The following is a 15,605-nucleotide window of genomic DNA, read 5'->3' as shown; positions in this document are numbered from 1 at the left end:
TTGTCACGAGGCAGCCGACGGGTCGTCCGACCTGGCCGGTCGTACGAATTTATCGGCCGAAGTTGCGGTACGCCCGGTGGACACCCAGAGCTACGCTCCCGCTGAAATCGAGCTGAGCGGGCCAGATGGACATTTACCGGCCGCACATCGTCCAGAGGGAGCAGACGTCTTGAGCAAGTGGAAGGCGCTGTACGTGGCCTATACAGCGCGCTACCTGAAACCATGGTCGAAGCGGCGCACGCTGGCGGTGGCGGCCGGTGTCGTGACCGTGGCCGCCGGTGGCGTCATGGTGGTGCCGGCCGCGGCCTGGGCCGACCCGTGCAACCCGGGCAACAACCCGATCGTCTGCGAGAACAGCAAGGACGGCACGCCGAAGTCGGTCTGGGACATCGACGGCGCCGGCGACCCCAGCCTGCAGGGTTTCGCGACCGACATCAGTGTGAACGCCGGTCAGCGGGTCGACTTCAAAATCAAGACGGACGCTTCCGCTTACGAGATCGACATCTACCGCCTCGGGTACTACGACGGTGACGGCGCGCGCCTGATCGCCAGCGTGGCGCCGGTCGCCGCCCCGCAGCCGCAGCGCGCGTGCATCACCGAGCCGGCGACCCAGCTCTACGACTGCGGCAACTGGGACGTGTCCGCCTCGTGGACCCCGCCCGCCGACGCCGTGTCCGGCGTGTACATCGCCCGCCTGTTCCGTGACGACACCGACGGCTCCAGCCACATCACCTTCGTTGTGCGGCAGGACGCCAGCACCTCCGACGTCTTCTATCAGACCTCCGACGCGACCTGGCAGGCCTACAACCTGTACGGCGGCTCGAACTTCTACGCCGGTGGGCCCAACGGCCGGGCGTACAAGCTGAGCTACAACCGGCCGTTCGCGGACCGGGGCAGCGTCGAGCGGCGTGACTTCCTGTTCGGCGCGGAATACCCGATGATCCGGTTCCTGGAGCGCAACGGGTACGACGTCAGCTACACCACCAACGTCGACAGCGACCGCCGCGGCCAGCTCATCAAGAACCACAACGTCTTCCTCTCCGTCGGTCACGACGAGTACTGGTCGAAGAAGCAGCGCGACAACGTCGAGGCGGCCCGCGACGCGGGCACGCACCTGGCCTTCTTCAGCGGCAACTCGGTGTACTGGAAGACCCGTTACGAGCCCAGCAAGGACGGGACGAACACCGACCACCGGACCGTGGTGACATACAAGGAGACCTGGGCCAACTCCAAGCTCGACCCGGCGGCCGAGTGGACCGGAACCTGGCGTGACCCGCGGTTCAGCCCGCCGTCCGACGGTGGCCGGCCGGAGAACGAGCTGATGGGCACCCAGTACATGGTCAACGACGGTGACCTGCCGGTCACCGTCAAGTCCGATGAGGGCAAGTACCGGCTCTGGCGGCACACCGACCTGGACGACATCCCGGCCGGCCAGTCGGTCGCTCTCGCGCCGCACACCGTCGGTTACGAATCCGACGAGGACGTCGACAACGGGTTCCGGCCCGAGGGCCTGGTCCGGCTATCGACCACCACCGGTGACGTCCCGCAGCTCGTGCAGGACGGCTGGGGCAACAAGGTCGGCCCGGGCAAGACCAGCCACCACCTGACGCTCTACCGGGCCGGCAGCGGCGCGCTCGTCTTCAGCGCCGGCTCGATCCAGTACACCTGGGGCCTGGACGAGGTGCACGACGGCCAGCCCACCCCGACCGACAAGCGGATGCAGCAGTCCGTGGTGAATCTCTTCGCCGACATGGGCGTGCAGCCGGGCACCCTGATGAGCGAGCTGCACGCGGCCACCGCCTCCACCGACGACACCGCGCCGACCGTGACCATCACGTCGCCGGCCTCCGGCGCCTCGTTCGCCCGGGGCGCCACGGTGACGCTGACGGGCACCGCGGCCGACGTCGGCGGCCGGGTCGCCGGGGTCGAGGTCTCCATCGACAACGGTGCGACCTGGCATGCCGCCACCGGCACCACGAACTGGTCCTACAAGTTCTTCGCGGCCGGCCTGAACACCCAGACGGTGCAGGTCCGGGCCGCCGACGACAGCGCCAACCTCGGTGCGTCGCCGGCGACGGCCGAGTTCAAGCTGACCGGGCCGAACACCATGTTCGGCAACCGGGTGCCGGCGACCCCCGCGGTCGCCGACGGCAGCCCGGTCGAGCTGGGCGTGCGTTTCCAGCCCGCGGTCGACGGCTACATCACCGGCATCCGGTTCTACAAGGGCGAGGGCAACACCGGCTCGCACACCGGGTCGCTCTGGACCACCACCGGCCAGCGGCTCCGGACCGGGACCTTCCAGAACGAGTCGGCGTCCGGCTGGCAGACGCTCACCTTCTCCTCACCGGTCAAGGTCGAGGAGGGTACGACCTACGTCGCCTCCTACTACGCCCCGAGCGGCAACTACGCCGCCGACAGCTACTGGTTCACCCGGGACTGGACCAACGGCCCGCTCACCGGGTCGCGTTCGGTGACCGGCGCCGGCAACGGCCTGTTCAAGTACGCCAACGGCGGCGGGTTCCCGAACGAGTCGTTCAACGCCGGCAACTACTACGTCGACGTCGAGTTCGTGGTCAGCAGCGAGCTGCCGCCCGTGGTGACCAGCACGACCCCGGTCGACGGCGCCGGCGCGGTGCCGACCGCCACCACCGTCTCGGCGGCCTTCTCCAAGGCGCTGAAGGCGACGTCGGTCCAGTTCACGCTCACCAAGCAGAGCGGCGGCGCGGTCACCGGCACCACGGCGTACGACAGCGTCGAGAAGAAGGTGACCTTCACCCCGGCACAGCCGCTGGACGCGTCGACGTCGTACACCGCCGAGGTGTCCGGCAAGGACACGGAGGACCGCTCCGGCGGCACGTCGTGGTCGTTCTTCACCGCCGTCGACGGCACGGTCCACTCCCTGTTCCCCAGTGACGCGGTGCCCACCACGGTGTCGCAGACCGACTCGGCGAAAGTCGAACTGGGCGTCAAGTTCCAGGCGACCACCGACGGTGAGCTGGTCGGGGTCCGGTTCTATCAGGGACCGGGCAACTCGGGGACGCACCAGGTGAGCCTGTGGAACGCGAACGGCTCGAAGGTCGACTCGGCGATCGTGCCCAGTTCGACCGAGAACGGGTGGCGGACCGCGTACTTCGCCCAGCCCGCCGCGATCACCGCCGGGACCACGTACGTGGCCTCGTACTTCGCTCCGAACGGCAACTACGCGTTCGACAGCGGGTACTTCGCCTCGGACATCAGCCGGGGGCCGCTGAAGGCTCAGGGTGGCAACAACGGCGTCTTCCGGTACGGCGACAGCGAGTTCCCGCAGCAGTCGTACAACTCGGCGAACTACTGGGTCGATCCGCTGTTCGTCTCCGAGGGGCACGGCACCCCATCGCCGTCGCCGAGCGCGTCCTCGGCGTCGCCCTCGCCGAGCGCCAGCGCCAGCGCGTCGCCGTCACCGTCGGCCAGCACGAGCGCGCCGAGCACCTACGGCGTCTTCACCGACGCGGACACCCCCGCCACCGCGAGCTGGGACGACCCCGACGCCCTCGAAGTGGGCATGAAGGTGATCCCGTCGGTGAACGGCAAGGTCCACGGCGTGCGGTTCTACAAGGGTCCGGGCAACACCGGCACGCACACCGGCACGCTCTGGTCGCCCGGCGGCATCGAGATGGCGACCGTCACCTTCCAGAACGAGACCGCGACGGGCTGGCAGACGGCGTACTTCTCGCAACCGGTGGCGGTCAGCGCCGGCCATCAATATGTGGTTTCCTACCACATGACGGCCGGGCATTACGCGGTGACCGGGGGTGGCCTGGCCAACCCTCGAACAGTCTCGCAGCTGACGGTGCCGGCGAACGGAGCCACCTACCGTTACGGGACGGGTGGAGTGATGCCGGGGTCATCGACGACCGCCAACTTCTGGGTCGATGTGGTGTTCGCACCCAACTGACCTGCGGGTGACCGGCCGTGGCGCGGATGGTGCAAACCGTCCGCGCCACGGCCGCGCCCGGGCACCATCGACCGCGGCGGATCGTCCGCCGGTTCGCGACCGACTGGGGGAATAGGTGCGACTGATCGTCGGCCTGCATCATCTGGAACTCGGCGGGAGTCAGCTCAACGCTCTGGACCTCGCCGTCAGCATGCGCGACTACGGGCACGAGGTCGCCGTCTTCGGCAACTACACCGACCGGCCCGGCCCGATGGCCGACCTGGTCCGCGCCGCCGGCCTGCCACTGATCTCCGAGCGGCACTCGGCGGTGCGGCTCGGGAAGACGATGCCCGCCCGCCCCGCGCTGTCCCGGGCGATCGGCCGCGCGGCCCGTGAGTTCCGGGCGGACCTCCTGCACGTCTACGAGTTCTCCGTCGGGCTGGACGCCTTCTACGGCGCGCACGTGCGGCGCGGCCTGCCGGTGGTGACCACGATCTACGGCATGCGGGTTCCCCGGTGGATGCCCCGCTACGGCGAGATCATCGTCGGCACTCAGCAACTGGTCGACGAGGCGGCCGGCTTCCGGGCCCGGCCCACGCTCATCGAGCCGCCGGTGAACACCGATTCCGACGACCCGGCGGCGGTCGACGGCCGGGCGTTCCGGGCACGGCACGGCGTCGGCGACGACGAGATCATGATCGGTGTGGTCTCCCGGCTGGAGCCGGACATGAAGGCCGAGGGCATCCTGCGGACCATCCGCGCCGTCGGGCTGCTCGACGACCCGCGGGTCCGCTTCGTGGTGGTCGGTGACGGTCCGTCGTTCGCCGACGTGTCCGCCGAGGCGGACCGGGTCAACACGGCCCTGGGCCGGCCCGCGGTGGTCATGGCGGGCGCCATGGAGGACCCCCGCCCGGCGTACGCGGGCGCCGACCTCATGGTCGGGATGGGCGGATCCGCGCTGCGGGCGATGGCGTTCGCCCAGCCGCTCGTGGTCCTCGGCATCCGCGGGTTCTTCCTGCCCGCCGGACCCGACACCATCGACCACTTCCTGCGCGAGGGCTTCTACGGCATCGGTGAGGGCGACGTCGACGCGGCGCCGCTGGCCGCCGCGCTGCGCACCCTGGTCGACGACCCCGCGCTGCGGGCCGAGCGGGGTCGCTGGGGACGGCGGTTGATCCTCGACCGGTTCAGCCTCAAGGCTGCCGCGAAAACCCTCAACGAGGTGTACGAACGTGCGCTCGCCAATCCCGTGCGGCCCTCGCGCCGCCTGAGCGAGGGCGCCCGGGTGGCCGGCCACAAGGCGGTCGCGGACCTCCTCTCCGACAGCGCCCGCCGCCGGGTGCGACGGTTCCTCGGATGAGCGAGCAGGAACCGGCTCTCTTCCAGAAGGCGTCGCGGGCGCTGGGCTGGAGCCTCATCGGCACGCTCCTCAGCCGGCTGAGCACGCTCGTCATCGGCATCGCCCTGGCCCGGATCCTCGGGCCGGAGGAGTTCGGCACCTTCGCGGTGGCCCTCGTGGTGCTGGCCGCCGTGCTGAGCTTCAACGAGCTCGGGGTGAGCCTGGCGATCGTGCGGTGGCCGGACGACCCGGAGGAGATCGGCCCCACCGTCGCCACCCTGTCGGCGCTGTCGAGCCTGCTGGTCTACGCGGGCTGCTGGTTCGGGGCGCCGGCCTTCGCGCGCGCTCGGGGACGAGAGCTCGATCCCGGTCATCCGGGTGCTGGCGCTCGCCGTGGTGGTCAGCGGCCTGGTGGCCACCTCGGTCGGTCTCATGCAGCGTGCCTTCATGCAGAAGCAGCGGACCATAGTCGACCTGGTCAGCAACTGGACGAGCGCGCTGATCTCGATCGGGTTCGCGGTGTCCGGCGCCGGCGCGATGAGCCTGGCGATCGGCCAGCTGTCCGGCGCGGTCGCCGGCGGGATCCTGTTCTTCGTGTTCGCCCCGAAGGGCCTGCGGTTCGGCTTCAACCCGGCCAAGGCGCGGGCGCTGCTGAAGTTCGGCCTGCCGCTGGCCGGGTCGAGCATCATCGTCTTCGCGACCACCAATGTGGACCGGATCGTGGTGGGTACGGTCCTCGGGCCCACCGCGCTCGGCTATTACATGCTCGCGTTGAACCTGGCGAGCTGGCCGATCACCATCTTCTCGCAACCGGTGCGGGCGGTCGTGCCGGCCGCGCTGGCCCGTCTGCAGCACGACCGGCCGGCGTTGCGGTCGGCGTTCCTGTCGGCGTCGGGGCTGCTCGCGGTGATCGCGCTGCCGGCCTGCCTGCTGCTGTCCGGCGCGTCCGGGCCGCTGATCCGGTTCCTCTACGGCGACGTGTGGGAGCCGGCCTCGACGGTGCTGGTGTGGCTGGGCCTGCTGGCCGCGATGCGGGTCCTGTTCGAGCTGTTCTACGACTACTTCGTGGTGCTGGCGAACACCCGGGTGGTGCTGGTCGTGCAGACGGTCTGGTTCGTGGCGCTGCTGCCATCGCTCTACCTGGCGAGCCGCGCGGGTGGCCTGTGGGCCGCCGCCGCGGTGCAGTTCGCGGTCGCGGTGGTGGTGGTCATGCCGCTCTATCTGATAGAGCTGCGCCGCACCGGGGTGACGTTGGGCACGCTGGCGGCCCGGATCGCTCCGGCCGTGCTCGGTGGGGCGGTGGTCGCCGGGATCGCGTGGGCGGCCACCCGGACCGGCTGGCACGACCTGGTCGTGCTGGCGGTCTCCGGTGCCGTCGCCGCGGGCGTCGTGGCGCTGCTCGGCTATCGCCTGCGTCACGTGCTCCGCGAGCTGCGAACGGCCGCGACGGTTACGGATTCACCGGCTATGGCGGATCAGATTTAAGCGAGACTTAAGACTCGTCAGACACACGGGAGGGGCCCGCAGGCCCCTCCCGTGTGCTGTCAGATCAGCACTCGTTGATGGCCTTCACCTGACCGGTGACCTTTCCGGACGCCCAGTCGTAGGTGACGGTGGCATTTCCGCTGAAGGCTCCGATGAGGCCGCAGGAAAGCTCGGCCGGGCCGAATCCGTAACTGCCCTGCACGACTTTGTTGCCGGTGACCGCGGGGAAATTCCCGCCGGTCAGGCGCAGTGCGTAGGCGCCGCCGGCGAGCAGGTTGTCCTGCACCGTCGCGCCGGCGTTGCCCTGGTCCGGGATGAAGATCGGCGCCGTCGGGCAGTCGTCTTTGCGCTGGTCGATGGTGTTGTGCTTGATCGTGACGCTGGGTCCGCCGTACGCCTGGATGCCGTCACCGTGCGGGTCGTCCGAGGCGCACATGCCCGGCGGCACCGCGAGCTGGGCGAACGAGTCCTGGATGACCACGTTGCCGGCGCCGCTGTAGTCGGAGGCGCCGACCCGCCAGCCCTCCATCCGGTTGATCACCTTGCAGCGCAGGCAGGTGTAGTCGGCGACGCCGAACGCGTACTGGTCGTTCGTCGAGTACTCCTGGCCGGGCGGGTTGACCACCTCGGTGTCCTTGATGGTGGTGTGGCCGTACACCTTGTTGCCGTGGAAGTTGTCGACCGCGCCGTAGACCCGGGTCTTGCTGATCGTGACGTTGTCCGCCTTGATCATGATGCTTCCGGTCACCAGGTGGTCGGAGATCACCGTGCCGGCCTTGGTGACGGTCAGGTCGCCGTTGACGGTCTTCTTCGGCTTCCACCCGGCCGGCACTCCGGTGCAGGCCGGAGTGGGGTACCTCGGCAGCGCGCAGCCGCCGGCGGACGATGTGGTCGTCGCCTTCTCGGTCGGCTTGGAGCTGGCCGACGCGCTGGGCGACGCCGACGCCGACGCCGACGCCGAGGCGGACGCCGAGACCGAGGCGCTCGGTGACGGCGGCAGGGCCGACACCGACGGCGCCGGGGCGCTCAGGCCGGCCGGACTCGTCGGGATCTGTGCATTCGCCACGGTCTCGGGCGAGGTTTCGCCTCCGTCATTCTTTGCGTAGGCCTGGAACACGAAGGCGCCGGAGGCGGAGAGGACGACCAAAACCATCGCGACAATGGGAACGAGAGCTTTCGGCCGGAAATTGCGGCGATGTTTCATGGGGTGCGATCTCCTCATGATGGTCCCGGTTCCGGGCGGTCATCGAGAGTGCTTCTGCATAGGGCAACCCGAGCATCCTAGAAGATGCGGCGTGGGGATGAGGTGCCGCGGGTCGGCCGGTTAAGGAAGAGCCAAGAAAAGCCGCGGATCTCGAATCGCGTTTTCCGGCAATTCTCCCCATCACTGCCGATCGGGCGAAATCTCCCTCCGAAGAGGACTCGGCCGACCGGTTCGGCGCATGGTCGCCGAAGGGTGCACGGCAATCCCCCGTTCGTCCGGTACCGAGCCGTCCGGAGTGGTCATATCGACGATCCGGAGTGACGGAAAGCTGGCACAGCGGCGGCGTCCCGTCGCCGGGTCACGGTATCGTCGGCGCGACCACGCAATCGGAAGGGCACAGACATGAATTCCACCCCCGGACGGCCTCGTCGGCCGGTCGGAGCGGCGAGCTAGATGGGAGTTCGAGTCAGCGCCATCACCGGCTCGGACGTGCCCGAGGTCGCGGAGTTCCTGCACCGGCACCTCAACGAGAGGGTCTCCGCCCAGGCGTGGGCGCGCGCGGTCGACGTCCCGTGGAAGGTCGACGCCCCCAACCACGGGTTCCACCTCCGCACCGACGACGACGTCGTGGTCGGCGCATACCTCGCCTTCTACTCGGACCGGACGATCGGCGGCCGGGTTCTGCGGTTCTGCAATCTCGGCGCCTGGTGCGTCCTGCCCGAGCAGCGGTTCCACAGCCTGAAACTGCTGAAGGCGCTGCTGGACCAAGGCTGCGACGCGTACACCGATCTGTCGCCCAGCGGCAACGTGGTGCCGATGAACACCCGCAAGGGCTTCCGCTTCCTCGACACCACCACCGAGCTGGTGCCGAACCTGCCCGGACTGCCCGGTTCCGGCTCGGTGACGGACGACCCCCGCAAGATCGAGGCCACGCTGTCCGGCGCCCAGGCACAGATCTACCAGGACCACGCCGGCCTGGCGGCGGCCCGCCACCTGCTGCTCACCCGCGGTGACGAGACCTGCTACGCGATCTTCCGCAAGGACCGCCGCAAGGGTCTGCCGCTCTTCGCCTCGATCCTGTACGTGAGCAATCCCGCCCTCTTCCGCCGGATGTTCCGTCAGGTGTCGCGCCACCTGCTGCTGCGGCACGGCATCCCGGCGACCCTGGCCGAGCCGAGGGTGGTCGGCGGCTCGCTGCCCGGCGGCCGGACCCTCGAGAACCCCCGCCGCAAGATGGTCCTCGGAGACGGGTTCGCCGACTCCGACGTCGACTACCTCTACAGCGAACTCGTGTGCCTCAGCTGGTGACCTCCGGGTGCCCGTCACAAGGAAGAAGCAACTCCACATGCGCATCCGCCTGCACGATCTGCTCCTCGGCTCGGCCGATCGCTCCCCGGAGTCGCCGGCGCTGACCTTCAAGGACCAGACGCTGAGCTACGCCGAGCTCGCCGACCGCACCCTGAACGCGGCCCGCGGCCTGCGCCGCCTCGGCCTCCAGCGCGGCGACCGGGTCGGTGTGTGGCTCGACAAGCGCGTCGAGACGGTGGCCGCGATCTTCGGCACGTCGGCGGCCGGCGGGGTGTTCGTGCCGGTCAACCCGGTGCTGCGGGCGCGGCAGGTGGGCCACATCATCGCCGACTGCGACGTGCGGGTGCTGATCACCACCCCGGACCGGCTGGCCCTGCTGCACGACGAGCTGGAGAACCTCAAGTCGGTGGAGCGGGTCGTCCTGGTCGGCGGCGCCGCCACCGGGACGGCGCAGACCCCGGCCGGATACACGGTGTCCTCCTGGGACGACCTGGTCGTCGCGGCGACGGGCTCTCCCGACGCCGGCGGCATCGACGCCGACGTGGCCGCGATCCTCTACACCTCGGGCAGCACCGGCCGCCCCAAGGGCGTGGTGCTGTCGCACCGCAACCTGATCGTGGGGGCCGAGAGCGTCAGCACCTATCTCGGCAACACCGCCGACGACGTGATCCTCTCCGTCCTCCCGCTCAGCTTCGACGCCGGCTTCAGCCAGATCACCACCGCGTTCGCGGTCGGGGCGCACGTCGTGCTGACGAACTACCTGCTCCCCAAGGACGTGGTCCGGCTCTGCGCCAAACACGGCGTCACCGGCCTGACCTGTGTCCCGCCCCTGTGGGTGCAACTGGTCGAGCAGAGCTGGACACCGGAGGCGACCGCGTCGCTGCGCTACTTCGCGAACACCGGCGGCCGGATGCCGCGAACCACCCTCGACCGGCTGCGGGCCATCTTCCCGGCCGCCAGGCCCTTCCTGATGTACGGGCTCACCGAGGCGTTCCGGTCCACCTACCTCGATCCGGCGGAGGTCGACCGCCGCCCGGACTCGATCGGCAAGGCGATCCCGGACGCCGAGATCCTGGTCGTCCGGCCCGACGGCACCGAGTGCGAGGCGGGGGAGCACGGCGAACTGGTGCACCGCGGGGCGCTGGTCGCCCTCGGCTACTGGAACGACCCCGAGCGCACCGCCGAGCGATTCAAGCCGCTGCCGGTCCGGGAGGGCGCGCTCGCGCCCGAGCTGGCGGTCTGGTCCGGCGACACCGTGGTCCGCGACGAGGAGGGCTTCCTCTACTTCGTCGGCCGGACCGACGACATGATCAAAACGTCCGGTTACCGGGTGAGCCCCACCGAGATCGAGGAGATCGCCTACGGCACCGGCCTGGTCCGCGACGCCGTGGCGCTCGGCCTGCCCGACCCCAAGCTGGGCCAGCGGATCGTGCTGGTGGCCAGCGCGCCCGAGGGCGCCGACCTCGACCCGGCCGCCCTGCTCGACCGGCTCAAGAAGGACCTGCCGATCTACATGCTTCCCAAGCAGATCGAGGTACGCCCGGAGCTGCCCCGCTCGCCCAACGGCAAGTTCGACCGCAACCTCATCCGCCAGGAGCTGAACTCGTGACTTCGCACCCCACCGTCGCCGCCTTCGGACGCCGGGAGGGCCGGCTGGCCGTCAACGGTGTGCCCGTCGACCGGCTGGCCGCGCGGGCCGGCGGCACGCCCTACTTCGCGTACGACCGGCAGCTGCTCACCGACCGGATCGCGCTGCTGCGGGCCACCCTGCCCGCCGACCTGCAGCTGAGCTACGCCGTCAAGGCCAACCCGATGCCGGCCGTCGTGCAGCACCTGAGCGGCCTGGTCGACTCGTTCGACGTGGCCTCGTCGGCCGAGATGCTGGTGGCGCTCGACACGCCGGTGCCGGCCCAGCGGATCAGCTTCGCCGGGCCCGGCAAGACCGACGCCGAGCTGCGGCAGGCCGTGGCCGCGGGCGTGACGATCGAGATGGAGTCGGAGAACGAGGCCGCCCGCGCCGCCCACATCGGCGAGCAGCTCGGCATCCGCCCGAGGGTGGCGGTCCGCGTCAACCCCGACTTCAGCCTCAAGGGCTCGGGCATGCGGATGGGCGGCGGCCCCCAGCAGTTCGGGGTGGACGCCGAGCGGGTGCCCGCCCTGCTCAAGCAGCTCGGCGAGACCGAGTGCGAGTTCCTCGGCTTCCACGTCTTCGCCGGCTCGCAGAACCTGCGGGCGGAGAGCCTGATCGAGGCCCAGCAGCACACCGTCGACCTGGTGCTGCGGCTGGCCGACGACGCTCCTACCCCGGTGCGCTATGTCAACCTGGGCGGCGGCTTCGGTATCCCGTACACCGATCGTGATCTGCCCTTGGATCTCGCCGCCGTGGGCGCGAACCTCAGCGAGCTGATGACCGGCAAGCTCCGGCCCCGGCTCCCCGAGGCCCGGGTGGTGGTCGAACTGGGCCGCTACATCGTCGGCGAGTCCGGCGTCTACGTCACCCGGGTCGTCGACCGCAAACAGTCGCGCGGCAAGACCTTCCTGGTCGTCGACGGTGGTCTGCACCACCAGCTCGCCGCGTCCGGCAACTTCGGCCAGGTCATCCGCCGCAACTATCCGCTGGTCGTCGGCACCAGGTTCGACGAGGAGCCGGTCGAGACGGTCACCGTGGTCGGCTCCCTGTGCACCCCGCTCGACCTGCTCGGCGACAATGTCACGCTGCCCCGCGCCGACGTCGGCGACCTGATCGTCCTCTTCCAGGCCGGCGCCTACGGGCTCACCGCCAGTCCGACCGCTTTCCTGAGCCATCCGGCCGCGGCCGAGATGCTCGTCTAGAACCGCAGAAACTACGGAGGAACACGATGGCACTGAACAGCTCTGCCCTGCTCGACGAGGTGAAGACGGTTCTCGTCGAGACGCTCGCCATCTCCGACCGGGCCGCCTCGATCGACGCGAACACCGAACTGCTCGGCAACCTGCCGGAACTCGACTCGATGGCGGTGCTGGAACTGGTCGCCGCCCTGGAGCAGCAGTTCGGCATCGCGGTCGACGACGAGGACGTGACCGCCGAGGTGTTCGAGACCCTGGGCAGCCTCACCACGTTCGTGGCAGAGAAGCGGAACTGACCCTCCCATGTGGAGAAAGCGCCTGCTGGCAGCGCTCGCGACCGTGCTGGTCGGGGGCGCTGCCGCGTGGTGGTACGTCGAAAGCCGCCCGGGCGGCGGCGACACGAGCCCCAACTTCACCAACACCAGGAAGAAGGCGGACGTCTTCCCGGACGCCGCGTCGACCGGCGTGCTCGACGGGACGTCGCTGCGCTCCTACGACGGGCCGTGCACGATCAAGGAATCCGGCACCGTCATCGAGGCGAGCGACGTCCGGTGCCCGCTGCTGATCCAGGCGGCCGACGTGGTGATCCGCAACAGCAAGGTCACCGGCTCGGTGAAGGTCGAGGGCAAGGGCCACTCGCTGCTGATCGAGGACTCCGACATCGACGGCGGCGAGGCGTTCCTGCACACCGTCGGCTTCGAGAACCTCACCGTGCTGCGGTCCGACATCGTCGGTGGCCAGAGCGCCGTGAACTGCTACCTGAACTGCGTGATCCAGGACTCGTACCTGCACAACCCGTTCGTGCCCGAGGGTGGGGACTGGCACCTCAACGGATTCCTCTCCAACGGCGGCACCAACATCAAGCTGATCGGCAACACGCTGGCCTGTGACCGGCCCACCAACAAGGCCGGCGGCGGGTGCACCTCCAACGCGTCGATCTTCGGTGACCTCGGGCCGAACTCCGACTACACGATCCAGGGGAACCTCTTCGTCGCCTCCACCGAGATGTCCTACTGCTTCTACGGCGGCTACGACGCGAAGAAGAAGTTCGGCACCCAATCAGAGCGGATCGTCGTGGTGGACAACGTGTTCCAGCGCGGCCCCAACGGCGAGTGCGCCTCGTTCGGCACCGTCACCTCCTTCAACACGAAGGCGCCCGGCAACGAGTGGCGGGGCAACAGGTTCGTGGACGGCAAGGCGGTCGAGCCCAGCGCGAGCTGACGGCGACGAGCCGTCCTGGAGCTCCTTCCCGTCAACCTCGGATGACGGCGGGTGACCAGGCGTCGCCGACCAGCACGCGGGGCTCGCCCGTCCCGTCCGCCGGCACCGCCCACACGTCGCTCGACGCGGAGCTCTCGTCCTGCCGCGGCAGACCGTAGATCACCGTCTTGTCGTCGAGCCACTCGACCTGGTCGTCGACGCTGCGCGTCTCGGACAGCACCGTCTCGCTCCCGCTGCGCAGGTCGTAGACCGCCAGCCGCCACTTACCCGGCGGCAGGTCGCCGTGCTTCTTGAACGCGACCCGGGTGCCGTCCGGCGACAGCGACGGGCACTCCACGTCGCCCCGCACCGAGGTGACCGTGCGCGCCGACAGGTTGCCGTCGACCAGCCAGGTCTTCCCGCCGGAGGACGCGGTCGCATAGAACCGGTCGCCGCCGGCGAACGTGACGCCCCACAAGTTCTTGTCCGCGGCGGTGATCTCCTTGCCGTCGACGACGAGCGTGAACTTCTCGATGTCGCCGACGACCTCGCCGTCGGTGCGGGTCACCACGGTCCGGGTGGAGAACTGCCCCGGGTTGGCGTAGGAGTCGCCAAAGACGAACGTCGTGGTGGCGACCAGCGACCCGTCCTTCGACAGCCGGGCCCGGGACGGCAGTCCGGTCAGCGGCAGCTCACGCGCGGGCGCCCACGACGCGTCGAGCAGCTGCGCCTTGTAGGTGGTCACGATGCCGCGGTCGGCGGACAGGCAGATGGCGTCGGCGGGGGTCGCGTAGACCCGCTCGCAGGAGATCGTGGTGAACGCCCGCGCCCCGGACGGCGCGCTCAGCGGCACCACCGCGACCTGGCCGTAGCCCTGGCCCAGCGCGGTGCTGCGGAAGACCAGGTGCGGCTGGGAACGCAGCGCCGCGACGTCGCCGCCGGCCGAGACGGCCGGGGCGGCGGCCAGGTCGGCGGCCTGTTCCTGGCGCACGTCCCAGACGAAACCGACGGACGCGGCCAGCGCGACCACCAGGATCGCGGCCAGCAGGGCGATGCGGATCCGGACCGTCATGCGTTCTCCTCCACCCGGTCGATGCCCCGCAGCAGCCACACCGCCGCGGGAATGGCCAGGGCCAGCAGCCCGGCGAAGAGCACCAGCGACCAGCCCGGCCCCCGCAGGCTCCACAACAGACCGAAGCTGAGCGACGAGGCGAACCGGGCCAGCGCCACCACGGTCTGCGCGGCCGCGATCCCGCTGCCCCGCGCCTCGGCCGGGACCAGGCGGCTGATCAGGGCGGGCAGCACCCCGTCGGTGGCCGCGTAGAAGACGCCGAGCAGCATCAGGACGATCAGGGTCAGGCCGATGCCCCCGGTCGGCAGCGCCGCGAGCAGGTAGCAGGCGAGCAGGGCGCCGTGCCCGGCCACCAGCACCTTCGCCCGGCCCACCCGGTCGGCGAGCCGGCCCAGCGGCACGGCCAGCGCCAGATAGGCGAGGTTCGTCCCGACATAGAGCAGCGGGAAGTAGACGGCCGCGAAGTCGTCGCGCTCCTGCAACGACAGGTAGAGGAAACCGTCCCCGACCGTCAGCAGGCCGAGCGCTCCGGCGGCGAGCAGCGGGCGGCGCAGCCGGCGGCCGGCCACCGCCCGGAACGTGCGCCGCAACCCGATCCGGGCGGTCCCGGCGGCAGTGCGCAGGTTGGGCACGAACAACACCAGGACGGCCACGCCGACGATGGCGAACGCGAACGACACCACCCAGATCGAGTCGTAGCTGCCCGGCACGGCGGCCAGCAACGCGAACGCCACGAGCGGGCCGATCGCGGCGCCGATGGTGTCCAGGGTGCGGTGCACGCCGAACGCGCGGCCCAGCATCTTCGGGTCGGAGGCCTCGGCGATCAGCGCGTCCCGGGGCGCGGTCCGCAGCCCCTTGCCGAGCCGGTCGACGGTCACCACGGCGGTGATCGCGGCGAAGCCGGTGGCCACGAGCATCGCGATCCGGCTGAGCGCGGACGCGCCGTACCCGAGCACCGCCACCCACTTGGGCTGGCCCCCACGGTCGCCGGCATAGCCGCCGGCGATCCGCAGGAACGCGCTGACCCCCTGGTACATGCCGTCCAGGAAGCCGTACGCGACCGGACTGAGCCCGACCGCCGCCGTCAGATAGAGCGGCAGCACCGACGCCACCATCTCGGAGGAGACGTCGGTCAGCAGGCTCACCACACCGAGCAGCATCACGGTGGAGGAGACCCGCTTGACCGCGCGGCCCGCCCCGGCCGGCTCGTCAGAGCCGGGACGGTCGCGCAGTGACACGTACACGGTGTTACCTAACT

At 70.1% G+C, this 15,605-nt stretch carries 10 protein-coding genes and 1 pseudogene; 8 read left to right on the top strand and 3 right to left on the bottom strand.

What is annotated here, in order from left to right:
* Positions 1 to 169 precede the first annotated feature (169 nt).
* From QLQ12_RS24235 to QLQ12_RS24225, 3 genes and pseudogenes are all read left to right on the top strand, one after another.
* Positions 170 to 3,934, top strand: a complete 3,765-nt coding sequence (locus QLQ12_RS24235) for a DUF4082 domain-containing protein (protein ID WP_282762718.1) — start codon at positions 170 to 172, stop codon at positions 3,932 to 3,934.
* Between the two features lie 115 nt (positions 3,935 to 4,049).
* Positions 4,050 to 5,273: a glycosyltransferase family 4 protein gene (locus QLQ12_RS24230; protein WP_282762717.1), complete on the top strand. Its 1,224-nt coding sequence runs from the start codon at positions 4,050 to 4,052 to the stop codon at positions 5,271 to 5,273.
* Positions 5,270 to 6,737: pseudogene (locus QLQ12_RS24225) on the top strand (lipopolysaccharide biosynthesis protein). The gene QLQ12_RS24230 and the pseudogene QLQ12_RS24225 overlap by 4 nt, the downstream one beginning before the upstream one ends.
* Before the next feature lie 64 nt (positions 6,738 to 6,801).
* Here QLQ12_RS24225 and QLQ12_RS24220 read toward each other — a convergent pair.
* Positions 6,802 to 7,890 (bottom strand): right-handed parallel beta-helix repeat-containing protein, encoded by a 1,089-nt coding sequence (locus tag QLQ12_RS24220; RefSeq protein ID WP_282762716.1) that lies wholly within the window; start codon positions 7,888 to 7,890, stop codon positions 6,802 to 6,804.
* A gap of 504 nt (positions 7,891 to 8,394) precedes the next feature.
* Here QLQ12_RS24220 and QLQ12_RS24215 point away from each other — a divergent pair.
* From QLQ12_RS24215 to QLQ12_RS24195, 5 genes are read left to right on the top strand one after another with little or no spacing between them, the layout of a single operon-like run.
* Positions 8,395 to 9,249 (top strand): hypothetical protein, encoded by an 855-nt coding sequence (locus QLQ12_RS24215; protein WP_282762715.1) that lies wholly within the window; start codon positions 8,395 to 8,397, stop codon positions 9,247 to 9,249.
* Between the two features lie 37 nt (positions 9,250 to 9,286).
* Positions 9,287 to 10,858, top strand: a complete 1,572-nt coding sequence (locus QLQ12_RS24210; RefSeq protein ID WP_282762714.1) for an acyl-CoA ligase (AMP-forming), exosortase A system-associated — start codon at positions 9,287 to 9,289, stop codon at positions 10,856 to 10,858.
* The gene (locus tag QLQ12_RS24205) at positions 10,855 to 12,081 is read left to right on the top strand and encodes a pyridoxal-dependent decarboxylase, exosortase A system-associated (RefSeq protein WP_282762713.1); all 1,227 of its coding nucleotides are present in this window, start codon (positions 10,855 to 10,857) and stop codon (positions 12,079 to 12,081) included. The genes QLQ12_RS24210 and QLQ12_RS24205 overlap by 4 nt, the downstream gene beginning before the upstream one ends.
* Before the next feature lie 26 nt (positions 12,082 to 12,107).
* Positions 12,108 to 12,371, top strand: a complete 264-nt coding sequence (locus QLQ12_RS24200) for an acyl carrier protein (protein WP_282762712.1) — start codon at positions 12,108 to 12,110, stop codon at positions 12,369 to 12,371.
* 7 nt (positions 12,372 to 12,378) lie between these two features.
* Entirely contained in the window at positions 12,379 to 13,296 is a 918-nt protein-coding gene (locus tag QLQ12_RS24195) for a hypothetical protein (protein WP_282762711.1), read from the top strand.
* 31 nt (positions 13,297 to 13,327) lie between these two features.
* Here the strand turns inward: QLQ12_RS24195 and QLQ12_RS24190 are convergent, their stop codons facing one another.
* The gene (locus QLQ12_RS24190) at positions 13,328 to 14,347 is read right to left on the bottom strand and encodes a TolB family protein (RefSeq protein ID WP_282762710.1); all 1,020 of its coding nucleotides are present in this window, start codon (positions 14,345 to 14,347) and stop codon (positions 13,328 to 13,330) included.
* The gene (locus tag QLQ12_RS24185) at positions 14,344 to 15,591 is read right to left on the bottom strand and encodes an MFS transporter (RefSeq protein ID WP_282762709.1); all 1,248 of its coding nucleotides are present in this window, start codon (positions 15,589 to 15,591) and stop codon (positions 14,344 to 14,346) included. The genes QLQ12_RS24190 and QLQ12_RS24185 overlap by 4 nt, the downstream gene beginning before the upstream one ends.
* Between the last annotated feature and the right edge of the window lie 14 nt (positions 15,592 to 15,605).

The sequence above is a fragment of the Actinoplanes sandaracinus genome, assembly GCF_030009775.1.
GTDB classification, from domain to species: domain Bacteria; phylum Actinomycetota; class Actinomycetes; order Mycobacteriales; family Micromonosporaceae; genus Actinoplanes; species Actinoplanes sandaracinus.
Note: the sequence above shows the minus strand (reverse complement) of the source record. Positions and strands in the feature narration are given on the sequence as shown.